The organism is Paenibacillus sp. FSL F4-0100 (assembly GCF_037993005.1).
Classification (GTDB): Bacteria; Bacillota; Bacilli; order Paenibacillales; family Paenibacillaceae; genus Paenibacillus_AQ.
On record NZ_CP150303.1, the window covers coordinates 5,080,333 to 5,105,295 of the forward strand.

Here is a 24,963-nt window from a genome sequence, read left to right on the forward strand (position 1 = left end):
GCTATAAAATGACGCCATCCTTAAAAATGGATATTTCCCGGAAGCCATTGCGTTCATTTCTCGTCTGTTCAACACCCGAGGCTAATTGGACCATACGATTCATGAGTTCCTCATGGAGATCCTCCATGCTTTTGCCTTCCAGCAAAGCACCTGCATTAAAATCAATCCAATGCTTTTTGCGAGCGGCCAGTTCGGAATTGGTCGCGATTTTGACGGTGGGGACCGGGCCGCCAAACGGCGTCCCCCTACCCGTTGTGAACAGGACGAGATGGGCGCCCGCTGCAGCCAAGGCCGTAACCGATACGAGATCATTGCCTGGCGCTTCGATCAGGTTTAACCCCGGCTTCGTTGATCTCACGCCGTAACGGAGTACATCGGACACCGTGGCATTTCCCCCTTTTTGAGTGCACCCCAGTGATTTCTCCTCCAGGGTTGTGATGCCACCCTCTTTATTCCCTGGAGAAGGATTTTCATAGATTTCCTGTCCGTGCGATACGAAATATTGCTTAAAATTGTTAATCAGCACCGTAATATCCTTAAACACCTGTTCGTCGGCTGCCCGATCCATCAGGATCGTTTCGGCTCCGAACATCTCCGGCACCTCCGTCAGCAGAGCTGTGCCACCGTGAGCGGTGATGGTATCTGCAATGCGGCCCGCCAGCGGATTGGCTGTAATGCCCGACAGACCGTCCGAACCCCCGCATTTCAGTCCGACCTTCAGTTTGGAGAGAGGAACTTCCGTTCGTTTGAAAGTCTCGGCATATTCCACAAGCTCGGATATGAGGGACATGCCCTCCTCCAATTCATCCTCCATATCCTGAGCACGCATATACTTGATCCGTTTCCCGTCCTGCTCGCCAATCATGGCCTGCATTTGATCGATCTGATTATTCTCGCAGCCGAGCCCGATAATAAGCACGCCTGCCGCATTGCCATGCTGGGCCAGGGACGAGAGCAGACGCTGGGTATGGCTTAGATCATCTCCAAGCTGCGAGCAGCCGTAGGGATGCGGGAAGTGATAAACTCCATCAATGCCTCTCCCTTGAAACTGCTGGCCAGCCATACGCGCTAACAGCTCGCAGGTTTTGTTAATGCAGCCGACGGTGTTGATGATCCAAATTTCGTTGCGGATCCCAACCTCACCGCTTGATCTGATATACCCTTGGAACATCGAGGATTCCATAACAGTTGGTGAATCTTGAGGCACTGCTTTTGCACTAGGATTATACTGGTACTCCACTTCACCGGATAGTCCGGTTTTCAAATTGTGAGTATGGATCCATCGTCCCGGCAAAATGACTTCCTTCGCCAGTCCGATCGAATAACCGAATTTTAAAACATGGCTGCCCGGCTCTATCAATCGAAGAGCCACCTTGTGACCTTTGGGCACGTTCTCGGTTACCTCGATCGCATGCTCCTTCCCGTTCAGAAGCCCGATGGCATGTTCTCCTGCTGACAAAGGACGAAGCGCGATGCCTACATCATCCTTGTTGTGAAGTATGACGATGTCGCTCATGTCTCGATCAGCTCCATTTCTTCGATATAGCCGCTTACAACTTCATGAAGATGGGATATCCGGTTCAAATCCTCGCCCCATAAAGCCTGATTGCCAAGAATGGATGCCACAAGCTGACGTATACTCCATTCCCCCTCTTCTACCTTTTGCCACGCTTGATAAAATGTCATCAGGCTGTCCGGATCATCTCTTAACAGCATCTGTTTACCGTCAAGACACGTTCCGTACCACTGCCCCTCGACCGATTTGGCATGATACAGACGGATTAAGGAGGCTAATCCCCGAGTCATGAGGCTTGGGAGCGTGTTGTGCGAACTGACATATTCTTTTAAGCTTGGCAAAAGCCTCACCTTGAACTTGGAGATGCTGTTCATGGCAATATCCTGGAGCTTGTGCCGAAGAAAGGGATTGCGGAATCGCTCCCATACAGATATGGCATATGCCGTAACCTCTTCCAACGGGAGAGGCACCAAGGGGACGATCTCTTGCAGCATTGCGTCGCGAATGTCTTTTCCCCATTCCGTGCTTTCTGCGATCTCTTTCACTTCAGTGAAACCATGAAGCAAACCGATGGAAGCCATCAGCGTATGCGTTCCATTCAATATTCTTACCTTTCTCACTTGATACGGGGTCAGATCGGGTACCCATCTTGCCTGGAGACCCGCTGACTGCAGGGGCAGCCTGGACTCCAATGACGGGTCGCCCTCAATAGCCCAGAAATAATAGGGCTCCGCCGTGTTCAACAATCGGTCTTCATAACCCCATTGGTCAAAATAGCGCTCAGCCTCTTCCGGATAACCGGTTACGATCCGGTCCACAAGTGAGTTCAGAAACAGGTTGCACTCCTCGACCCAGCTCTGAAAAGCCGGCGAAAGGCCCCAATCCTCTGCATGCCGCAGCACAACCGAGCGCAAGATGTCCCCGTTTCGTTCCAGCAGCTCGCATGGGAGGATCAACAGGCCCTTGTCCGGCGAGCCTTCATAACACTCATAACGCCGATATAAAAGCATAGTCAGCTTTGCGGGGAATGACATCGGTGGTTCCGACGGATTCCAGTCACTGAGCTGATAATCGAGACCAGCTTCCGTTGTATTGGAGACTACGATCTCCAGGGAATCCAGCTCGGCGATCCTTAAGAAATTCTCCCATTCCGCATAAGGATCTATGATCTTTGAGAACACCGGGATCCACCGTTCTTCTTCTATCTTCCGTCCATCCTGGATACCTCGGGTCAGCAAACCGTAAATCCCTTCCTGCTCTCGAAGCTGCTCCAGCTTGCGTCGTCCCCCTGGTCTTGGCTGACTGACGGCAACGCTCCCTTGAAATAACCCCTGCCGGTTGCATTCATAGATCATCCAATCGAAGAACCCTCTAAGAAAGTTGCCCTCGCCGATTTGAAGCACCTTAACAGGGTAATTCAACATTTCCAAGTGGTTCTGCTGTTGTAATTGTAAAAAATCCCGTCCTATCAACTTCAGCGCTCGGCCACGGTCTGTCTTTGCATCCATGATCTGATCTATCTCCCTTCCATCCCGCCAAATCGGAAGTAACTCTCTGCGTTGTTGTAACAAATATCCTGTACAATTCCCCCGAGCCATGGAAGATCTTCCGGCGCTTCTCCCCGTGTAACCCAATCTCCGAAGAGATTGCACAGAATCCGCCGGAAATACTCATGACGGGTATAGGATAAGAAACTTCTGGAGTCGGTCAGCATGCCGACAAATCGGCTTAACAGCCCCATATTGCCTAGTTTGCTCATCTGGTCGACCATACCGTCCTTGGTATCGTTGAACCACCACGCGGATCCGAACTGAATTTTACCCGGAATGCCGTCGCCTTGAAAACTGCCGATCAGTGCTGCGAGAATATCGTTATCGCTTGGGTTAAGTGAATAGAGAATCGTTCTCGGAAGTGCCCGCTCTTGATCAAGCCGATCCATCAACTTCACGAGCGGTACCGCGATTGGACTATCGTGAATCGAATCATAACCGGTATCCGGGCCCAATTCTCGGAACATCCGGGTGTTATTGTTGCGCTGGGCATTAATATGAAATTGCATGACCCAGCCGAGTTTTGCGTAGATTTGGCCGAGATAAAGCAGCGTATACGTTTTGAATTGTTCCTCCTCCTGACGGGAAACCCGCTCCCCTTTAAGCGCTTTCAGGAATATGTCAGCCGCTTGCTTCTCCGTAACCTCTTGATAGGGCACATAATCCAGCGCATGATCGGATACCCGGCCGCCAACCGAATGGAAAAACTTAGCCCGCTGCTCAAGTGCCTTCAGAAATACCGAATAATCCGTAATCTCCATCCGGCTTCGGTCCGCCAACAATTTCACCCAGGGCAGGAACGTCTCCCGGTTAATCTCCAGTCCCTTATCCGGACGGAATGAGGGGAGCATCTGAAATCCGGTATCGCCTTCCTCCGCCAACTTGATATGATAATCCAGGTTATCCGTCGGATCATCTGTCGTACAGACGACTTTCACACGGCTTGAAACGATCAATCCCCGGGTTGTCAAATCATGTTCCTGCAGTCGCTTGTTCGCCGCTTCCCATATCTGCGGAGCATTCTGTTCATGAATGATATCCCTAATGCCAAACAGTCTTTGCAGCTCCAGATGAGACCAATGGAATAACGGATTGCCGATCGTCATCGGAACGGTGCGCGTCCAAGCCAAGAAGCGGTCATAATCGCTCACTCCCGGGCCGCCCGCGATGTATGACTCTTCCACTCCAGCGGCTCGCATTGCCCGCCATTTATAGTGATCGCCGTTAATCCACGCTTCGGTCAAGTTCTCAAACCGGTGATTGTCATAGATCATTTTCGGACTCAGATGACAGTGGTAGTCGATGATTGGCATGTCTTTTGCATAATCGTGGTATAAGGTACGCGCAGTCTCGTTGTTGAGCAAAAAATGTTCATCCATAAAAGGTCTCATCATAACACCGCCCATTTCTGTAGATTATCTACTATGTTACGGCATCATCAGTTGGATTTCTTCACGTTTATTGCGAAATTGAAGGATTATTCAACATATCTTGCTTTGTTTTGGTCAATAGAAGTTGCTACAATATAACTGAAGAACTGGAATAGACCTGATCATGAAGGAATTGAAACGAAGCGGGGGCGATTATGATATCCAGCGATACCCATACCGTAACCTACGGAGAAGAAGAAGGGGAATTTTACTACCATCGCATTCATCGCACAAAGCCCTTTGAACGAAATAACCATTATCATGGAACCTATGAAGTCTACTATCTGGTTTCAGGCGAGCGCAATTATTTTATCAAAGAAAAATTGTACACCATTCGGGCGGGAGACCTCATTCTCATCAATAAATTCGACGTTCATAAAACCTCGGGTCAAGGCGATCCGGAGCATGAACGTATCGTCATAAATTTTAGCGATTCTTTTCTGGGGAAAGGCCACCCCTTGCTGGCATCCGGATTGCTGAGCATGTTTAATCAGGATACGCCGCTGCTGCGTTTAACCGTTCCAGAGCAAGCAATCATCATGCAAATTTTGAATAAAATGGCCGATGAGATCAGAGAAGGCTCTGCTTCGTACGAATACATGCTGCAGGTACTGCTTACCGAGTTATTAATTAAAACCTCTCGGTTAACCCATTCCGCCTCGCTGCCTGCTCACATCTCCATGAACCCGCTCCATCAGAAAATCACGGACGTCGTTAAGTTTATTCACGCCCATTACGCAGACAAAATCACGCTGCAGCAATTATCTGAAACCTTCTACATCAGCCCGTTCTACCTGTCCCGGATATTCAAAGAAATTACGGGCTTTACGATCATTAACTATCTGAACCTCACCCGCATTCGCGAGGCACAGCGCCTTCTGACGGATACGGACCTGAAAATCGTGGACATCGCCGAATCGATCGGCTTTGAAAGCCTGACGCATTTTGACCGAACCTTTAAGAAACTTATGAAAATGACGGCAAGCAAATACCGCAAAAGGCACAGCATCCCGTGAACCAACAAAAAAGGAAGCGATCAACCCAAAATTCTGGTTGTTCGCTTCCTTTTTCTGAAGTTAAGGGATTGACTCCCTTAACTGATTCGATTCTGCTGTTGTTGGTATTGCTCCATAGACATCAGCACTTCCCGCGGTTTGCTTCCCTCGTAAGGTCCGATAATCCCGCGTGCCTCCATGGAATCTATAAGACGCGCTGCACGGGTATAGCCTACGCGCATTCTCCGCTGCAGCAGCGATACGGACGCTTGCTTCGCTTCCAATACGATGGTCACCGCCTGCTCATACAGCTCATCCAATTCTTCTTCATCCGAATTCGACGATTCCTCTATCTCAGGCACTAACGACTCATCATATTCCGCCTGCCCTTGATCCCGGACAAAATCCACAATGTTCTCTACCTCATGATCACTCATGAAGGCTCCCTGCACCCGAATCGGCTTGGAGGAGCCCATCGGCATAAACAGCATATCCCCGCGGCCAAGCAGCTTCTCTGCTCCCGCCATATCCAGAATCGTTCGGGAATCGACCTGCGAAGACACGCCAAAGGCAATACGCGACGGAATGTTTGCTTTAATGACCCCCGTAATAACGTCGACCGACGGACGCTGCGTCGCGATGATCAAGTGAATCCCGGCGGCACGGGCCATTTGGGCCAGACGCGTGATCGCGTCTTCCACATCGTTGGCTGCAACCATCATCAAATCGGCCAGCTCGTCCACGATCACGACGATATAAGGCAATACTGCCGGCAGATTATCCTTCATCAGATTGTTGTAACCTTCAATATTTCGCGTCCCGGATTTGGAGAACAGCTCATACCGTTTCTCCATCTCTACTACGATTTTCTTAAGTGCCAAGGATGCCCGCTTCGGATCCGTTACCACCGGTGCCATCAAATGCGGAATTCCGTTGTAGACATTGAGCTCGACCATCTTCGGATCGACCATCAGGAACTTAACCTCATCCGGCTTCGCTTTATACAGAATGCTGGTAATGATGCCGTTGATACATACGGATTTACCCGAACCCGTTGCACCTGCAACAAGGAGATGGGGCATGCGTGCCAAATTACCGACAATCGTCTGACCTGAAATATCACGGCCAAATGCAATTGACAGCTTCGATTCCGCTTCCTGGAACGTCGGCGTCTCCATAACCTCTCTCATCGTAACCAGTGATACTTCGTTGTTCGGCACTTCGATCCCGATGGCTGATTTGCCAGGAATCGGCGCTTCCATCCGAATATCCTTGGCCGCAAGTGCGAGTGCAATATCATCGGTCAGATTGACGATCCGGCTGACCTTAACCCCGATGTCCGGCTGAATTTCATAGCGGGTTACCGACGGCCCCCGGACCACCTCCAGCACCTTGGCCCGAACGCCGAAACTTTCCAGCGTCGCCTCCAGCTTGCGCGCTGTCTGCATATAATCATTCTGGTCTCCACCCTTACCCCCGTTATTCGGTTTGGATAGCAGCCGGAATGGAGGCAGCTTGTACGGCTTGGGCGGCGGAGCCGGAGGTGCTGCCGGTGCCGTTCCCTCCTGCCCCTCATTACCTGCAGTAGCAGCTTCATTCAACTCGCCATTCGACGCTTCAAGGCCACCCATGGGCTCAGGACTTGCTGCCGTGTTCCCCGAAGGGTCCCCTTGTGCCGAAGGTATCACCGCTTCGTGATCGTCGTACTCGTCATCCAGACGTCCTTCTTGTTTCACTTGCTCGAAGAAATCACGAATAATCGGCGAGGAAGGCACGGATTCTGCTGCAGGAGTGATAACATCCGCTCCCTCCTCCGGTTGAACCGGACTGTTGAACAGGACGACCTCCCCTTTCTCCTTAGCACCATGCCCGTTGCCAACGGTAAATACCGGAGCCGCCTCATCCGCAGCATCCCCAGCCTCTTCCACTGCTTCGTTCCGTTTGTTGCCTTTGGAACCGAACAACTGGAAGAATTGCGGCGCTTTGCGGCGCGGCAGTCTCATGCTCTCCATATCATCCAGATCATCATCTTCATCCAGATCTTCCGGCAGCTTGATGCGTTGTTCCTTCGCGCTTGATTTCGCCGCAGCTCTAGATTTGGTCTGCTGGCTGTTCACTTTTTTCTGAATCCGTTCTCCAGCCTTTACAACCCTCACGCGGAACATCCGCATTAAATCCACATAGGACAGATTGGTAATCAGCATGAAGCTGATCACTAGCATGACAATCACAATCAACTTTGCCCCTATGCTGCCAAACAGCATTAACAGAAAGGCAAACTGCAACGCTCCAATGTAACCGCCGCTGATGTCTCTACCCATGACGGGATGATGTCCATCATCTGCCCCGGCATGAAGGAGCTCGCCTTGCAAATCACTATGTATCTGGCTCATCGCATTTGACGCATTCAATTGTCCAATCGGGGCCAGCTTCGACTCCAAACCTGCAATGCTGCTCATTAAAGTGAGCGATAATACCAAGAGAAGGACACCGGTGCGTCTGCTGTTCCACCGTTTGGGCCATTTCCGGTGAATCATCACCATTAACCCGTAATAGATGCCGATTAGGGGGATGATAAAATAATACTTGCCCAGCAGATATCCCGACATCTTGGACAGGGAACGCCCCACCGGTGCTTCTCCGGATAATGCGATGACCGAAAGTGTCATCAATACAATCCCATAAATTTCATACTTCAATACGGCTGCAAAGGCTGCCTTCTTCTTTCTTTTCCGCTTTGCCAAAAGTGTCACCCCCGAATCCATATTATAGCATAATATTCGGTGGCGTACCTATGTTCTGTTTTCAGCCTTTAGCCTCATTTTCAACCGTCGGAATATAGCGAATCATTGCCCCCGGAGCGTAGCGTGGATTCAAATAATCTTGAAGCCCGCAATCGAGTAAACGGACAATTTTCGCCTGATCCTCTGCCATAGGTTCAACTTCCATTAGTATTCCTTCAACCCGAACTTCCCTGGACGTGACGGCTGCCTGTTCCCCTTGCAGCATCCCGATCGGATCCAATGGCATGACGCTATACCATATCATTGCGTAATCCCTCCAGGTATCGTTTTACGTTCTTCAATCATGCTATTCAAACGGCTTAATGCCTGCCCAATGCCCCCCACCTCGTTCATAAGGCCATATTTGACGGCGTCTGTACCTGAAACCGCGGTACCGATATCCCTGTTCAATTCACCGGTTTTGAACATCAGATCCTTAAACAGTTCCTCTGTTATCCTCGAATGACTCGTTACAAAACGTACGACACGTTCCTGCATTTTTTCCATGTATTCAAAGGTTTGCGGCACGCCAATGACTAACCCGCTCATGCGTATCGGGTGAATGGTCATCGTCGCGCTCTCCGCGATGATCGAGTGATCTGCTGCTACAGCGATAGGGACGCCGATACTGTGCCCCCCTCCAATGACTACCGTTACGGTCGGTTTGCTGAGCGATGCAATCATCTCGGCAATGGCAAGTCCGGCTTCAACGTCGCCGCCAACGGTATTGAGTATGATCAAGAGTCCTTCGATCCGCGGATTTTGCTCAGCTGCCACAAGCTGTGGAATCATATGCTCATATTTTGTGGTTTTATTTTGCGGTGGAAGCACGATATGTCCCTCGATTTGTCCAATGATGGTCATGCAAAAAACGTTGGATTCCCCGCCGCTCGGCAGTCCCGTCTGTCCCAGCTGCTGTATCGTTTCCGTTACGGCCGCTTTTTTGCCTTCCTCGGTGGGGACGACCGGAGGCGCTTCCGTCTCGCCAGTCCATCCTGCTCTTCTGTTGCCGGTAGTCCATTGATCTTTCTCCATCGCGCATCCCTGCCTTTATCTTAATGTCTAGCTGCTGCAATCAACACATAGCTAACCCTTAGTATGGCAAATGACGGGATCATTTTATGCTTATATGGGTACATTCAGCTTGGCAGCGGAATAGCAGCAACCAAAAAAACTCCTGCCGAAATCATTCGGGAGAAGTTTAAGGATCAACCTATAAAAAGCCCCTCTTTCGCGGGAACCGTCCAATTATTACCTGCGAAAAAGGGGCGACTGTGTGCCTGATTATTTTATTATCTTGTATCAGACTTCCATAATGATCGGCAAGATCATCGGTCTGCGACGTGTTTGTTCATACAAGAAGCGTCCCAAAGCGTCTTTTACGCTGGTTTTCAGTGACGCCCACTCATTCACGTTTTCACTCATCAGCTTCTGAAGCGTGCTGGAAACGATACGGTTCGCTTCATCCAGAAGCCCTTCGGATTCCCGTACGTATACGAATCCACGCGAAATAATATCAGGACCGGATACGATGGAACCGTTTTGCTTGCTCAAGGTAACGACAACGACCAGAATTCCGTCCTGGGACAGAAGCTTGCGGTCGCGCAATACGATGTTTCCTACGTCACCAACGCCAAGTCCGTCAATCAGAACATTTCCCGCGGTTACTTTGCCGGCTTTGCGGGCCGAGCCACCTTGGATTTCCACAATTTCACCGATATCGGTAATAAAAATGTTGTCCGGATCAACACCAACGGACTCTGCAAGCAGAGCGTGACGGCGCTGCATCCGATATTCTCCATGGACAGGGATGAAAAATTGCGGTTTCATCAGATTCAGCATCAACTTGAGTTCTTCCTGGCTGCCATGACCCGATACGTGGACACCCGAATTGGATCCACTATAAATCACGTCTGCTCCAAGGCGGAACAACTCATCAATCGTACGTCCCACATATTTTTCATTACCTGGAACCGGAGTTGCTGCAATGATAACCGTATCCCCTGGCAGAATGTCCACCTTGCGGTGAGTGGAACGTGCCATGCGTGTGAGCGCTGACATCGGCTCTCCCTGACTGCCTGTACACAATACGACAACCCGGTCAGCTGCCATTTTGTTAACCTCTTCAGGTTCGATCAGCATGCCGTCCGGAATGTGCAAATATCCAAGCTCAGCGGCAATGGACACCACATTGACCATGCTTCTTCCGATAACCGTTATTTTGCGTCCCGTGGATTCGGCTGCATTAACAACCTGCTGAATCCGGTGCACATTCGATGCAAACGTTGCAACAACTACCCGCTGCTCGGCTTTGCGGAAAATATCTTCCAGCACGATGCCCACGTTTTTCTCGGAAGGCGTGAAACCTGGTCTCTCTGCGTTCGTACTATCTGACAGAAGAGCCAATACTCCCTTGCTTCCGATCTCAGCCATACGCTGCAGATCCGCATATTGGTCGTTTACCGGAGTATGGTCGAACTTAAAGTCACCCGTATGCACAACATTGCCTTCCGGTGTTTCGATACAGATCCCTACGGAATCCGGGATACTGTGATTGGTCTTGAAGAAGGTCGCTTTCAGTGTGTTTCCGAGTTGTACTTCCGAATCCGCATGGATCAGAATCCGTTTCGTCTCACCCAGCAAATTCGCTTCTCTGAGCTTGTTTTCCACTAATCCGAGCGTCAATTTCGTTCCGTACACAGGAACATTCAAGTGTTTCAATACGTAAGGGAGGCCGCCGATATGGTCCTCGTGACCGTGAGTCAGCAAAATCGCTCTCACTTTGTCGCGATTCTCCGTTAAATAGCTAATATCAGGAATAACAATATCAATCCCAAGCATATCTTCTTCTGGGAACTTCAATCCCGCATCCACGACAACGATGTCATTGGCATATTGAATGACATACATGTTCTTCCCGATCTCACCGACGCCGCCCAAGGCAAAAATCGATAGTTTATCGTTGCTTATTTTCTTAGACAAATGTATCTAACCCTCCTATAGTTTTGGACGTCGTACCATTGTTATATTAAATTTCAAAAAAATACCGCACCCAGTCACTTGAATTCATTATACATGATGAAAAAGTGAAAACACAAGTCAACCACCTTCGTGAGCCATAGGATACCCAGAAACAGAAGGGTTTAAAACGAAGAAAGCCACTGCCTTCATTGAAGGCAATGGCTTAGGTTTGGTAGGTGCGCAGCTTACAAGGATGACAGCATATTACGGATAAATGCAGCCTCGTTCTCACTTGGAGAAACGAGCGGCAGACGAACGCCGCCGACCTGATAGCCCCGCTCATGCAGAGCGAATTTAACCGCCGCCGGGTTTGGAAGCGGGTCAGGACATTCAAACAGGCCCTTGAACAACGTGAACAAGGATTGATGCAGCTTGGCGGCTTCCTTCACGTTTCCTTCCACATAGGCGTGGATCATATCCTTCATGCGGGCACCAGCGATATGGCTGGCCACGCTTACGATTCCGTAAGCACCTACGGCCAGAGCAGGCAGGGCTGAGGAATCGTCGCCGGAATAAACGATGAAGCCGTCCGGAGCACCTGCCGCAATGGCGGTGACCTGATCAATCGAAGCACATTCCTTCGTCGCAACGATGTTCGGTAATTGAGCCAGACGCAGGGTGGTAGCCGCGCTTAGGCTGATGCCCGTCCGTCCCGGCACATTGTACAGCATGATAGGTAAGGAAGTTGCCTCAGCGATCGCCTTAAAATGCTGGTAGAGCCCTTCCTGGTTCGGCTTATTGTAGTACGGAGCGACAAGCAAAATGCCATCGACGCCGCAGCTTTCCGCTTTTTTCGTCAATTCTGCAGAATGTGCCGTATCGTTGCTGCCGGTACCTGCGATAATCTTGCTTCGTCCACCTGCCTGCTTCACTGCGAACTTAAACAATTCAAGCTTCTCGTCTTCGCTAAGCGTTGGGGATTCGCCCGTCGTTCCTGCAATGACCAGAGAGTCCGACTTCTGTTCGACAATCAGGTACTCAATCAATCTCGCAGTCTCGTCCCAATTGATCTCGTTATTCTGATCAAATGGGGTTACCATAGCCGTAATCAATCTTCCGAAATCCACAATGATTCCTCCTTAAAGCTCTCCCGAACAGGCAAGCTTCCTTCGTAAGTAATCTTATATATAGTATTTCCTATCAAACGATTAACGAACAGACTCTAAGGTATTATCGGTGAAGTTCAAATTTGTGATGCAATGCGCGCAGCGCTTGAGCCATGTCTTCCTTCTTCACAAGCACCCAGATCGTAGTGTTCGAATCTGCCGATTGCAGAATCGGAATATCGTGCTCGCTCAAGGATTCTACGATTTTGGCCATGATGCCAGGAACCCCGTTGATGCCGCCGCCAATAACGGATACCTTTGCACAGCCGGACAAGCTTTTTGGTTTCAAATCCAGGCTCTGCAGCACTTCAATCGCCTTCTCCGAGTCGCTGTCAAACACTGTATAAAGGACTCCCGTAGGGGTAACATTAATAAAGTCCACGCTAATGGAATGCTCCGCCATCGATTTGAAAACCTTCAGTTGAAGACCTTCCGTGCGATCGCATTCCACTGAGATTTGCGTAATATTGCTTACATAAGCAACTCCCGTCACAAAGCGGTCCACAATTCCGGATTGTATATCTCTGAAGCCCTCCGGCTGGGTAACCAGTGTTCCCTCATTATCCGAGAAGGTTGACCGCACTCTGACCGGAATTTGGGATTGCATGGCAATCTCAACTGCTCTAGGATGAATGACCTTGGCACCTTGATGAGCCATATTGCAAATCTCTGTATAACTTACATAGCTGAGTGGCTTCGCATCCTCGACGATGCGGGGATCTGCCGTAAGAATGCCGTTGACATCCGTGTAGATATCAACCATTTCGGCGCGAAGCGCGGCTCCAAGCGCGGTGGCCGAGGTATCGCTTCCGCCCCTGCCCAGCGTCGTGAAGTCACCCGAATCGGTCTGCCCCTGGAAACCAGTGACGATAACAACTTGGTGAGACTCCAACTCTTTCAAAACCCGTTCAGGTTTTACGTCCTTAATGCGTGCATTTCCGAAGTGATCGTCTGTAAGAAATCCGGCTTGGGCACCCGTCAGCACCGTCGCGGTTATCCCTTCATGCTGAAGCAGACTGCATAGCGTTGTGGCTGAGATAATCTCACCGCAGCAGAGCAGCATATCCCGCTCTCTGTCTGGAAGCGCGTTTCCGCTCTGACCGATCCAATCCAGAAGAGTATCTGTAGCGTAAGGCTCCCCGCGGCGTCCCATAGCCGATACGACCACGACCAATTGGTAGTGATTAGCCAGTTCGCGCTGGATGTGCCCAATAACATGGGTTCTTGCTTGCGGTGTAGACAACGAGGTTCCGCCGAATTTTTGAACTAAGATGCGCATAAAATATTCCTCCGTTTATATATGCCCAGGAGACGTAAATTTCGGGCCGACCGATTGAAACGGCCGGCTACTAAGCCAGGCCGTTCCGTTTGTTGACGATGATTTCTGCGATTAGCACGGCATTCCACATGCTGCACCCTTCAGAAAATGATCTGAAACGATCCACATGTTAAGTCCGCACTGATGTCCCTCCAACAGCTTGAGGATCTTTTGCCCGACTGCGCCAGTTGCTCCAACAACGGCCACATTATAATAATGCTCGGTCATATGGCTAAATTCCCCTTCATGAATGAAACTGCAGCTGTAACTTTCTATGTTGCCCTTATTGATCAAAAGGCTTTATCGCGGTTAACGCGAATATTCAACGATCATCGGCTGCAGCTGCTTCCCTTCCAGGGCCGCATAACACGCTTCCGGAATCAAATCCATTTTGGCGACAAGCGAGTTAGGCTTCTGCTGCGGATTATCCTGTCCGTAAGGAACAAAATAAATATTTTTCGTTACAAGCAGCTTCGCGATATTCGCCGCATTCAGTCCAAGGCCATCATTCGTTGAAATCGCCAGAACCAGCGGTCTGCAATTTCTCATCTGCGCCTTGGCTGCCATTAACACAGGGCTGTCAGTCATCGCATTGGCCAGCTTGCTGGTCGTGTTTCCCGTACATGGGGCGATAACCAAAACGTCAAGAAGCTTGGATGGGCCTAGCGGTTCCGCCTCCACAATTGTAGAAATAATATCATTCCCGGTTATATCTTTCAACTGTTTCTGCCAATTCTCCGATGTGCCGAATCGGGTATCCGTTGTCATAATAGTGCTGGACACAATCGGCACCACATTCGCTCCACCATCTTTGAACCGCTGGATCTGCGGCATCACTTCTTCAAGCGTGCAGTGCGATCCTGTCAGGGCATAACCCACTGTTATTCCATTCCAATTCATCTACGCATCCCCCCGAATCTTGATTTCTTCAGAAATCAGCTCCACCAGCGTATTGGCCATAATGATGCCGGCTGTTTTAGGAGCCACGATTCCGGGTAGTCCGGGTGCGAGCATGGCTTTGATACCCCGTTTTTCAGCATAGCGAAAATCGCATCCACCGGGTGCGGAGGCAAGGTCGATGATGACAGCCTCCCGAGGCATTTTCGAGATGATTTGTGCTGTGACTATCATAGTTGGAATCGTGTTAAAAAGCAAGTCAATATCCGACACATAAGAACTCAGATCCCTTACCAGGAAGGGCTTCCAGCCCATTTCCTCCGCTCTGGCATAGTGCTCCGATTTACGTACGCCCATCCGAATTTTGGCACCCAGGCCTTGCAGGCTGCGCGCCATGGTGAATCCTGTCCGTCCCATGCCAAGCACCATGCTGGTTGATCCGTGAATCGTAAAATCCGTGTTTTGGATCGCCATCATCAGTGCACCTTCCGCTGTCGGAATGGAATTATAGATGGCTACATCGTCCCTCTCCAAAATCTCTACCAGCTTGATCTTATATTTGTCACATAGCGAGCGCAAATAGGGCTTCGCCATGCCTGTATAGATCACTCCATGTCCAGGCATCGCTGCGATATGCTCCTCCTGCAGTCGCAATGCCCCCTCTGAGAACAGCGCGCTGACACGTCCCTCATCATCACATCCCACGACAGGCAGGATCAGAGCATCAGCATTCGATAACAGCTCTGGCGTGAGCTGCTCGCGAGTCACTCCCTGAAAAGAATCCTGCAGTTTCTCAAACCCGGCGATCATGACGGAGGCATCCATCTCAGCGCATTTTCGTATGACTTCAATTTGCCTTGCGTCTCCACCTACAAAGACGGTCCGGACTCCAGTCAGCATGGAAGGCCTCGCTCCTTTCTTCTAACCAACGTATAAACCATCTTATGCCGTCGCCTATAGGGTGGTGAGCGCATTTCAATTAAACTACCGCCTTAACGCAATAAATAACACTATAGATGGCGAGTCGGATCCGAAGCCATTTTGCATGGACGCTAACGCAAAAAACACCGCCCGGCTAGGCCGGAGCGGTGTGCTTGGTAAAACCATGATGATGATATCCATAAATTATCTATAATATAGATTACTTGCCGGTATGACCGAATCCGCCTGCACCCCGTACGGTATCGGACAACTCGTCAACTTCCATGAATTCTACCGCCGGGACGGTTTTGAACACCATCTGGGCAATGCGTTCATTACGCTCAATTGCAAATGGCTCTTGTCCTAAATTCACCAGCAGCACCTTCACTTCCCCGCGATAATCAGCATCAATCGTGCCTGGAGAATTCAAGCAGGTAATACCATGTTTGTAGGCCAGTCCGCTGCGCGGACGGATTTGAGCTTCAAGTTCGGCCGGCATGGCAATCGCAAAACCGGTCGGGATTAATTTGCGTTCGCCCGGGTTCAATACCACCGGCTCATGAACCGCCGCGTGCAGATCAAAACCTGCGGCTAGTTCGGACATTTTCACGGGAAGTTTCACATCTTCATTACCTGGCAATCTATTGATTTGAACGTAGTGCAACAAATTCATTCCTCCTAAGTACATTCAGTGCTTTATCTGAAGTTCCTACCATCGCTAGTGCATATGGAGTCCCGAACATGCGGTCAAGAACCACGTCGACATCCTTCATGTCCACCTGCTCAATCCGCTTAATAATTTCATCCAGGCTAAAATGGCGACCCAGCATTAATTCGTTCTTACCCAAGCGATTCATGCGGCTGCTCGTGCTCTCCAGACTCAGAATGAGACTGCCCTTCAGTTGTTCCTTCCCTTTGCGCAGCTCTTCCTCTGTCATACCGTTCTGTGCCAGATCCTGCAGCATTTCCGTGGTCAGTTGAAGGACTTCCTTTGTCTGTTTGGGCGCTGTGCCCGCATAAATGGTGAACATTCCGTTATCTGCGTGCGAACTATGATATGAGTATACCGAATAAGCCAGTCCGCGCTTCTCCCGGATTTCCTGAAACAAGCGTGAACTCATGCCGCCGCCAATGGCGTTATTCAAGAGTACCATTGCATACTGAAGCTCGTCTCCGATGGAGCAGCCGGGAAACGACATGCAGATATGATTCTGCTCTGTTTTCTTCTTACGGAACTGAACACCATCCAAAAAGGCAGGCACGGCCAGCAGTTCGGAGCTGCCGTGATTGGCAAAGCCGCCAAAATGACGCTCCAATAACTCAATCGCATCCTCATTAATGTTGCCTGCCAGAGCGATCACTGTATTCTCAATGGTATAGTGTTTGTCCATGTAATTTCTCAGCGCTTGCGAATCCATCGATTCCAGCCGTTCCTTTGTGCCAAGAATCGGATAAGCCAGCGGATGATCGCCGTATGCCGATAACGACATCAGGTCATGCACCAGATCATCCGGTGTATCCTCATACATCGCGATCTCTTCCAGAATGACATTCTTCTCTTTGGCTAACTCGCCCGCATCCAGCTTGGAGTTGAAGAACATGTCGGACAGCACGTCAACCGCAATCGGAAAATGCTCATCCAGCACCTTGGCGTAATAACACGTATATTCCTTGGACGTAAAAGCGTTGACGTTGCCGCCGATAGCATCAAATTCTTCAGCAATGGCACGGGCGTCAAAGCGATCGGTCCCTTTGAACATCATGTGCTCTATAAAATGCGTTATCCCGTTGATGTCCTCCGATTCATTGCGGGATCCGGTCTTCACCCAAATACCGAATGAAACCGAACGACTTGTCGGGATTTGCTCCATAACCACTCTTAGGCCGTTAGACAATTGTATTTTTTTCACGAGGGCCCCCCTAACTGTTCCATCCAGGCTCACTTTGGCTGATTACCAGCCTCATGCCATCCATTCATTCTATCAAACTTTACCATGCCGCTCAACTTCCCTTCGGCATAATTCGCTCAGGAGAAAGCGTCTGGCTCACGGTTCCGATTTCCAGCCCTTTGGCCCGTATTCCGTCAATCATTCCCTTTAACGCCCGGGACGAGGAATCGGTGGGATGCATCAAAATCAGGAAACCCGGCTCCACCTTCGTGGAGATTTTCTGAACGACAGCATCCGGTGCAGGATGCTTCCAATCGACCGTATCGAGCGTCCACAGGACTGTCTTCAATCCCCTTGCCTGGGCTATGGATACGGTCTGCTGATTAAAATCGCCGGAAGGCGGCGCAAACCATTTGTTCTCCACACCGAGGCTTTCTTTGAGCAGATCCTGCGTCTTCGCGATTTCCAGTTCCGCCCGATCTCTGCTGAGACGGCTCATATTCGGATGCGTATAGGCATGATTCTCCACCTCATGACCTCGTTTCAGAATTTCGCCGGCAAGCTCCGGGTTCTTCTTCAACCAGCTCCCATCCAGGAAAAAGGTCGTCTTCACTTTCTCCGCATCCAGCGTGTTCAGCATCGGTACCAGAAATTCATTCCCCCAGGCCACGTTAATCATCAGCGATACCATCGGCTTGTTGGGGTTGCCCCGATAAATCGGTTGCTCTCCAAGATCATTAAGCGTTACTTTGGCCGGAATTTGCCGGTATACGTAAGGAATGGCCTCTCCAGCTTTTCGCTTTTTCGACGATGCTGCTTGGTATGTAGCTTCAATATCGATCTCAAGTCCATTATAACCGGGAATCGCTTTCCAGACGGAGTCCACCCTGGCATCCACCGGCTCAATGCGTGATTTTGCCGCAGCGGCTTCGATTTGACTCAATAAATTCAGATCTACTGCATTCTCTGAACCGCTAACGAGTTGCCCCTCGGGTTTAATCTGCAGTCCCGAAACATATCCCCAGGCCCCGCTGAACACGGCAACAGCCGACACCATTGCGGCACCGGTTAGCAGCACAACCATCTTTTTTCCATTCATGGGCATATCCACCCTCCCCTTGAGAAGCTTTGTCCCATTTTATGTAGGTTCAGGAGGAAATATGTGCCTCAAAGTGGGCCTATGCCGTGAAGCCTATTGTAGATGCTTGTTCAAGACTAGAGGAATCCCATGGGCCGAAAAGATTAAAAAAAGAGCCAGAATGATAGGTTCTGCCTCTTTTCCTTGTATCTATATGCTGTTAAACAAACAAAGCGCGGATTAAGATCCGCTCTTGTTTGTTTCCGCAGTCAAAACCGCTTTGCGAGACAGGTTAATCCGTCCCTGCTGGTCGATTTCGGTAACCTTCACAGTAATGACATCACCGATGGCAACCACGTCCTCTACCTTCGCTACGCGCTCAGTCGAGAGCTGGGAGATATGAACAAGCCCGTCTTTGTTAGGCAGAATTTCAACGAATGCACCGAATTTCTCAATCCGTTTGACAGTACCTGTATAGATTTCGCCAACAGCTACCTCACGGACGATGCCTTCGATAATCGAAAGAGCTTTTTTGTTCATCTCATCGTTGGCAGATGCAATGAACACGCGGCCGTCTTGTTCGATATCGATCTTCACGCCGGTTTCCTCGATGATTTTGTTAATGATCTTGCCGCCGGCACCGATCACATCGCGAATTTTGTCCGGGTTGATCTGCATCGTAATAATCTTAGGCGCATATTGGGACAACGTTTCTCTTGGCTTTTGAATGGCTTCTGCCATTTTTCCAAGGATATGCATGCGTCCTTCTTTTGCTTGCTGCAGTGCTTCCTGCAAAATCGCGCGGTCAATACCGTCAATTTTGATATCCATTTGAATGGCGGTAACCCCGTCAGGTGTCCCTGCCACTTTGAAGTCCATGTCGCCGAGATGATCTTCCATCCCTTGAATATCCGTCAAGATGGAAACATGATCTCCGTCTTTAATCAAGCCCATCGCCACGCCGGCTACAGGTGCTTTGATCGGCACCCCTGCATCCATCATAGCAAGTGTGCTTGCACAAATACTCGCTTGGGAGGTCGAACCATTCGACTCAATTACTTCGGACACGAGGCGAATCGTGTACGGGAATTCCACTTCATTCGGAATAACCTTCGACAATGCACGTTCACCAAGTGCACCATGACCGATTTCACGACGGCCTGGAGCGCGAAGCGGACGAGCTTCCCCTACGCTGAACGGCGGGAAGTTGTAATGGTGCATGAAACGCTTGGTCTCTTCCAGATCGATTCCATCGAGAATCTGTACATCACCTAGAGCACCTAGTGTACATACGCTAAGAGCCTGGGTTTGTCCACGTGTGAACAGACCGGAACCATGCGTTCTAGGCAGCAGACTGGTATCGCAATCGATAGGACGGATCTCAGACAGACCACGACCGTCCGGACGAACTTTGTCATGCGTGATCAAACGTCGAACTTCTTCCTTCACGATATCGTGAAGCACTTCTTTAACATCCTTCAACAACTCAGGTGTCTCGATATACTTCTCTTCAAATACGGTGTATGCTTCATCATTGATAGCGTCAATCGCATCCTGGCGAGCATGTTTCTCCTCAATGCGAACGGCTTCAACAAGACGGGCTTCGGCGAAATCACGCACTTCACGATTCACCGTTTCATTGACCGCATGAAGTTTAACTGCCATTTTCTCTTTACCGCAAGCGGCTACGAGTTCCTCGATCTTAGCTACGATTTTCTTGATTTCCTCATGCCCGAACATAATCGCTTCCAGCATGACTTCCTCAGGAACTTCGTTCGCTTCGGCTTCAACCATCATGATTGCATCTTTGGTACCTGAAACAACAAGATAGATGTCGCTTGCTTCCTGCTGTGCAATATTCGGATTCACCACAAATTCGCCATCAATACGCCCTACGGCTACGCCGCCGATCGGACCGTTAAAAGGCACATCCGAGATGCTCAAGGCAGCGGAAGTACCGATCATGGCCGCGATTTCCGGCTCGCAATCCTGATCTACGCTCATCACGAGATTCAGAACCTGTACATCATTACGGAATCCTTCAGGGAACAACGGACGAATCGGACGGTCTGTCAGACGGCTGGCAAGAATCGCTTTCTCGCTTGGTCTGCCTTCGCGTTTGATGAATCCACCCGGAATTTTACCGACTGCGTACAAACGCTCCTCATAGTTGACCGTCAATGGAAAGAAATCCAAATCCTTCGGTTCACTGGAAGCTGTCACTGTACACAGGACTGCCGTTTCGCCGTAACGAACCATCACAGCCGCATTTGCCTGCTTCGCAAGGCGCCCTGTTTCGAATACGAGGGGTCTTCCGCCAAGCTGCATTTCAACACGTGTTTCCATGTAATCCCTCCTCATGGGGATAAATTTTTTTGAAATCTTCTTCTACCATCAGCATGTCTTTTGCAAAACGCTGTCCACATTTCCTAACCAGAGCCATCCAAACGGTCGAAATCGCAAACCTATGTACAGGAACAACCCGAACCGTATAGAACATTCTCCGTATAGATTGCCCCTGGTTATACCATTAAGCGAAATTTAGCGAACAGACCACGCCTACAATCTATAAGAATCTATATTAAGATAACCCCACAAAGTGGAGTTTAGGCTATGAAGCGTACGCAGTACTTTGTGGGGAAGCTCGAAAACGGTAAATTGTACAATACTTAGAAAAGAGCCCGGCTGTGCCGCTGTCGTTCCAAGAAGGACAGTGGACAACCAGGCTGTTTTCGGCACATCTTATGGATGATTAGCGACGCAATCCAAGCTTCTCGATCAAAGCACTGTAACGTTTAACATCCTTGTTTTTCAAGTATGCAAGCAACTTACGGCGTTGGCCGACCATTTTCAACAATCCACGACGGGAATGATGATCCTTCTTGTGTGTACGCAAGTGGTCAGTCAAGTTCGTAATGTTTTCCGTTAGGATAGCGATTTGCACCTCTGGAGATCCTGTATCGGACTCATGAGTTTTGTGCTCGTCAATCAGTTGTTGTTTACGTTCTTGAGTTAATGCCATCCTGTTCACCTCCCTCATTATAATCGCCGTTGGCCCAGGTACCGACGGTGAGATCGAACATCCAAGCCAAGGTTAAAATCGCCCAATCTTCAGGCGACCTCTAAGAGTATAGCATACTTTACCTGAAAAAGAAAATCCGTTTGCGAACAATTTGTCCCAAAACGTTTATTCACTGATTTCTAATATTTTGCGAGCCTCGACGGCATCTCGCTGAATCCACTCCACAAGTTCCTGAACCGATTCGAATTTATGCTCCTTGCGGATATATTGAACGATATCCACCGTCATGGTCTGATCATACAGATCCCCTTCAAAATCAAACAGATGCACCTCAAAAATAGGCTCTGTGATCCCTTCATGGAACGTTGGCTTCACGCCGATGTTCATCACGCCCGGAATCCAGTCGTGATGCTTATCCGTGCGTGCCCGAACGGCATAGACGCCTAATGCAGGTGCCACGAACGGATCCGTCAATTCCAGGTTAGCGGTAGGAAAACCAATCTTTCTTCCCCGCTTCTCCCCATGAATGACCGTGCCGCGGATATGATAATTCCGTCCGAACCAGCGGTTTGCATCCGACAGCTGCCCCGTTTTCAAGGCAATCCGTATGGATGAACTTCCTACCTTCTCGCCATCAACCAAGAATGGCGGAACCGTAACGACAGACATCCGGTCTTCACCGAGTTCCTGAAGTTTGACTGCGTCACCGGCGCCTTTATGGCCGAAACGGAAATCAAACCCGACCACCGCTGTTTGAAGATTCAAGGGAAACAGCATCTCTTCAACAAATGTTTCCGGACTCACCTGGGAGAATTCCTTATTGAACTCGACAACGTACAAAATATCGATGCCCATCTCCTCAAGCAACTGCTGCTTGTCAGGCTGAGGCGTCAGATATCCCTCATAGCTTCCTTTACCAATCACGTCTTTCGGATGAGGATAAAAGGTAATAACGGCGGCCGGCACTCCATTCTCCCGCGCAATATTGACTGCGGTTGAAAGCACGCTGGCATGTCCCAGGTGAAGACCGTCGAACTGGCCGATTGCAGCTACCTTCGGCTCGGCAGCTTCTCGTACGATATCAGAAGATACAGGATAAGATAAAGAAACAATCCTCATGATTACTCACCTCCACTCACTAAATCCAGTCATGCTTAGGAAAATACTTTCACAGGAACGATAGCCCCTGTCTCCTCTTGCTGCTGATAGATTCCCAGAAAGTTTTCCTTTATATCATACAAGCGAATAGGCTCCGAGCTGTCAACAGGTGGTTCTACCGCTCTCGAGGACAAGCGCTGTCCCTGCAGGGCAGCATCCGTTTTCTCTTCAGAAACCGTATGCTTCGGCAGATAATCAATCGCTTGATCCACGGGAATAAGCCGGGTGTGCAGCGTTTCATCCTTCATGAACTGCTCAATTTGCTCCAGGGTTAAGCACTGCTCCTCCGTGATTCCCGCCGATACTGTGCGTACCAGCTTAACCATGACAGACGGCACGCCGAGTTTCCTCCCGATATCCACGCAAAGCGTGCGGATGTATGTACCTTTGGAGCACAATACTCGAAAAGAAATTTCCGTATACTCCCCTTCAGCATCAAAATCCGTCATTTCGATTTCATGAATCGTTACGGTCCGGCTCTTGCGCTCCACGGTCTTACCTTCTCTGGCAAGCTCGTATAATCGTTTACCATTGATTTTGACAGCGGAAAACATGGGTGGGATCTGAGAAATCTGGCCTGTAAAAGATTGCAGCGCTTCAAGCGCCTCTTCTCTGGTCACATGAACATCATCTACCGTCTCTACTACTTGCCCAGTGATATCCTCGGTATCCGTCGAATATCCAAGACGGAGGACCGCGTGATACTCTTTAGGCAGTTCCTGAAGGTATTCCACTACTCGCGTGGCTCTCCCCAGGCATAACGGAAGCACGCCTGTTACTTCGGGGTCCAGCGTACCCGTATGTCCAATTCGCTTCATGCGAACCATTCCACGAACCTTCGCCACCACATCGTGGGATGTCCAGCCTGCCGGTTTGTGAACGGCCAAGATGCCTTCTAATTGCGTCATAACTTTAATCTCACCTGCTCTACTACTCTAGGGATGATGTCCTGAAGGGAGCCTTCAATGCTGCAACCGGCTGCCCGAACATGGCCGCCTCCTCCAAATAACTGGGCTAATGCCGCAACATCCACTTTTCCGGCTGAACGCAAACTCGCCTTGACCATTCCGGATTTCAGTGACTTGAATAGAATCCCGACTTCAACTCCTTGAATGTTTCGGGGGTAATTCACAATCCCTTCCAGATCCTCGCTAACGGCGCCGCATGATTCCATAAACTCAGGCGTTACGTATACCCAGGCTATTTTACCATCATCCGACACACTTAACGTATTTAATGCCTGAACCAGCACTTTCATCTGTGGAAGCGTCATTTCCTCTAGTAACGTTTCCGCAATTTCAGGTCCGTTCACGCCATAGGACAACAGATCGGAAGCGATGCTCATAACCTTAGGCGATGTATTCGAGTACCGAAAACCGCCGGTATCCGTTAGCAATCCCGTATAAATCGCTGTTGCAATATCGGCATCCCAGTCCACTTCAAACAAATTCAGCAAATCATAAAGGATTTCTGCGGTTGCTGCCGCATCCGGCACGACCAGGTTGACGACTCCATAACGATCATTTGTTGGATGATGGTCAATATTAACGATGCTTGCCTGATCGGCAAATACCTGTTTCGTATAGCCTACTCTAGCAAAATCCGCACAATCCACACAAATGACGTGAGAGAACGTTCTTCCTGGCTGCTCTTCAGACAGATTGAGAATGTCTTCTGCATGCCACAACATTTTCATGCGTTTTGGAATGGGCCCCTCATTAATCATCGTAAATTTCTTGCCCAGACATGAGAGAAGCCAGCCCACCGCAAGGGTGGAACTGACTGCATCTCCATCGGGCTGAACATGCGACACAACCAAATAATCATCGTGCTCCAGCAGGAACGATTTCACCTGCTGCAGCTCTTGTTCATAGGTCTGCATTCGCCCTCTCCTTTATAAAAACGAACTACTCTATTTCTCTTCGCGATCCACGATTTCGGTCAGCAGCTTCTCAATATGGCTGCCATACGCAATGGAATCATCGAATTTGAAGATCAGCTCCGGCACATGCCGAAGTCGGATCCGCTTGCCCAGCTCGGAGCGGAGAAAGCCGCTTGCCTTCTCCAACCCTTTTAAGGAAGCTGCCTTCTGCTCGTCGTCGCCGAGCACGCTCAGGTATACCTTCGCTTGAGACAGGTCATTTGTAACATCAACACCGGTCACAGTAATGAAACCGATTCTTGGGTCTTTCATCTCTGATTGGATCAGTTGGCTGAGCTCTTTTTTAATCTGCTCGCCTACGCGCCCAGTTCTGATTTTTGCCATGGTCTGATCACCT

The 24,963-nt window shown here is 49.7% G+C and carries 22 protein-coding genes; 1 reads left to right on the forward strand and 21 read right to left on the reverse strand.

The features are described 5' to 3' along the window. Position 1 precedes the first annotated feature (1 nt). The 3 genes from MHH48_RS22825 to uxaC are packed head-to-tail and all read right to left on the reverse strand — an operon-like array spanning position 2 to position 4,457. A complete protein-coding gene (locus tag MHH48_RS22825) occupies positions 2-1,516 on the reverse strand; it encodes an altronate dehydratase family protein (protein WP_076324940.1) in 1,515 nt (504 codons plus the stop codon). Continuing rightward, positions 1,513-3,024 (reverse strand): tagaturonate reductase, encoded by a 1,512-nt coding sequence (locus MHH48_RS22830; RefSeq protein ID WP_076324941.1) that lies wholly within the window; start codon positions 3,022-3,024, stop codon positions 1,513-1,515. Before MHH48_RS22830 ends, MHH48_RS22825 begins: the two co-directional genes overlap by 4 nt. An 8-nt stretch (positions 3,025-3,032) precedes the next feature. After that, positions 3,033-4,457: a glucuronate isomerase gene (gene uxaC, locus MHH48_RS22835; RefSeq protein WP_076324942.1), complete on the reverse strand. Its 1,425-nt coding sequence runs from the start codon at positions 4,455-4,457 to the stop codon at positions 3,033-3,035. A gap of 194 nt (positions 4,458-4,651) precedes the next feature. On the opposite strand from uxaC, the gene MHH48_RS22840 reads away from it, so the two are divergent. Continuing rightward, positions 4,652-5,512 (forward strand): AraC family transcriptional regulator, encoded by an 861-nt coding sequence (locus tag MHH48_RS22840; protein WP_076324943.1) that lies wholly within the window; start codon positions 4,652-4,654, stop codon positions 5,510-5,512. 77 nt (positions 5,513-5,589) lie between these two features. Here the strand turns inward: MHH48_RS22840 and MHH48_RS22845 are convergent, their stop codons facing one another. From MHH48_RS22845 to rbfA, 18 genes are all read right to left on the reverse strand, one after another. Next, positions 5,590-8,256, reverse strand: a complete 2,667-nt coding sequence (locus MHH48_RS22845; RefSeq protein WP_179090700.1) for a DNA translocase FtsK — start codon at positions 8,254-8,256, stop codon at positions 5,590-5,592. A 40-nt stretch (positions 8,257-8,296) separates the two neighbouring features. Next, positions 8,297-8,539 carry a YlzJ-like family protein gene (locus tag MHH48_RS22850; protein WP_076324945.1) on the reverse strand — a complete coding sequence of 81 codons (243 nt, stop codon included), beginning with the start codon at positions 8,537-8,539 and terminating at the stop codon, positions 8,297-8,299. Beyond that, on the reverse strand, positions 8,536-9,309 hold the full coding sequence (locus MHH48_RS22855) for an ATP-dependent Clp protease proteolytic subunit (protein WP_076324946.1): 774 nt from the start codon (positions 9,307-9,309) through the stop codon (positions 8,536-8,538). Before MHH48_RS22855 ends, MHH48_RS22850 begins: the two co-directional genes overlap by 4 nt. 267 nt (positions 9,310-9,576) lie before the next feature. Continuing rightward, positions 9,577-11,256 carry a ribonuclease J gene (locus tag MHH48_RS22860; protein WP_076324947.1) on the reverse strand — a complete coding sequence of 560 codons (1,680 nt, stop codon included), beginning with the start codon at positions 11,254-11,256 and terminating at the stop codon, positions 9,577-9,579. Between the two features lie 224 nt (positions 11,257-11,480). After that, on the reverse strand, positions 11,481-12,362 hold the full coding sequence (dapA, locus tag MHH48_RS22865; RefSeq protein ID WP_076324948.1) for a 4-hydroxy-tetrahydrodipicolinate synthase: 882 nt from the start codon (positions 12,360-12,362) through the stop codon (positions 11,481-11,483). Positions 12,363-12,465: 103 nt separating this feature from the next. Beyond that, on the reverse strand, positions 12,466-13,680 hold the full coding sequence (dapG, locus tag MHH48_RS22870) for an aspartate kinase (RefSeq protein WP_076324949.1): 1,215 nt from the start codon (positions 13,678-13,680) through the stop codon (positions 12,466-12,468). A gap of 111 nt (positions 13,681-13,791) precedes the next feature. Continuing rightward, positions 13,792-13,947, reverse strand: coding sequence for a hypothetical protein (locus MHH48_RS22875; protein ID WP_083659783.1), 156 nt, complete (start codon positions 13,945-13,947; stop codon positions 13,792-13,794). A gap of 81 nt (positions 13,948-14,028) precedes the next feature. Next, entirely contained in the window at positions 14,029-14,619 is a 591-nt protein-coding gene (locus MHH48_RS22880; RefSeq protein ID WP_076324950.1) for a dipicolinate synthase subunit B, read from the reverse strand. After that, a complete protein-coding gene (gene dpsA / locus MHH48_RS22885) occupies positions 14,620-15,516 on the reverse strand; it encodes a dipicolinate synthase subunit DpsA (protein WP_076324951.1) in 897 nt (298 codons plus the stop codon). It lies immediately after the preceding gene. A gap of 241 nt (positions 15,517-15,757) precedes the next feature. Next, on the reverse strand, positions 15,758-16,204 hold the full coding sequence (gene dut, locus MHH48_RS22890) for a dUTP diphosphatase (RefSeq protein ID WP_179090701.1): 447 nt from the start codon (positions 16,202-16,204) through the stop codon (positions 15,758-15,760). Then, positions 16,179-17,447 carry a pitrilysin family protein gene (locus MHH48_RS22895; RefSeq protein ID WP_076324952.1) on the reverse strand — a complete coding sequence of 423 codons (1,269 nt, stop codon included), beginning with the start codon at positions 17,445-17,447 and terminating at the stop codon, positions 16,179-16,181. The genes dut and MHH48_RS22895 overlap by 26 nt, the downstream gene beginning before the upstream one ends. A 91-nt stretch (positions 17,448-17,538) precedes the next feature. Then, a complete protein-coding gene (locus MHH48_RS22900) occupies positions 17,539-18,531 on the reverse strand; it encodes a polysaccharide deacetylase family protein (RefSeq protein WP_076324953.1) in 993 nt (330 codons plus the stop codon). A gap of 213 nt (positions 18,532-18,744) precedes the next feature. Next, a complete protein-coding gene (gene pnp, locus MHH48_RS22905; RefSeq protein WP_076324954.1) occupies positions 18,745-20,850 on the reverse strand; it encodes a polyribonucleotide nucleotidyltransferase in 2,106 nt (701 codons plus the stop codon). A gap of 406 nt (positions 20,851-21,256) precedes the next feature. Further along, positions 21,257-21,526 carry a 30S ribosomal protein S15 gene (gene rpsO, locus MHH48_RS22910; RefSeq protein ID WP_006211281.1) on the reverse strand — a complete coding sequence of 90 codons (270 nt, stop codon included), beginning with the start codon at positions 21,524-21,526 and terminating at the stop codon, positions 21,257-21,259. Between the two features lie 165 nt (positions 21,527-21,691). Beyond that, positions 21,692-22,645 (reverse strand): bifunctional riboflavin kinase/FAD synthetase, encoded by a 954-nt coding sequence (locus MHH48_RS22915; protein WP_076324955.1) that lies wholly within the window; start codon positions 22,643-22,645, stop codon positions 21,692-21,694. 35 nt (positions 22,646-22,680) lie between these two features. After that, positions 22,681-23,592 carry a tRNA pseudouridine(55) synthase TruB gene (gene truB, locus MHH48_RS22920; RefSeq protein WP_076324956.1) on the reverse strand — a complete coding sequence of 304 codons (912 nt, stop codon included), beginning with the start codon at positions 23,590-23,592 and terminating at the stop codon, positions 22,681-22,683. Next, complete coding sequence (locus MHH48_RS22925) at positions 23,589-24,566, reverse strand: bifunctional oligoribonuclease/PAP phosphatase NrnA (protein WP_076324957.1); 978 nt, start codon at positions 24,564-24,566, stop codon at positions 23,589-23,591. Before MHH48_RS22925 ends, truB begins: the two co-directional genes overlap by 4 nt. 30 nt (positions 24,567-24,596) lie before the next feature. Further along, positions 24,597-24,950, reverse strand: a complete 354-nt coding sequence (rbfA, locus tag MHH48_RS22930; RefSeq protein ID WP_076324958.1) for a 30S ribosome-binding factor RbfA — start codon at positions 24,948-24,950, stop codon at positions 24,597-24,599. Between the last annotated feature and the right edge of the window lie 13 nt (positions 24,951-24,963).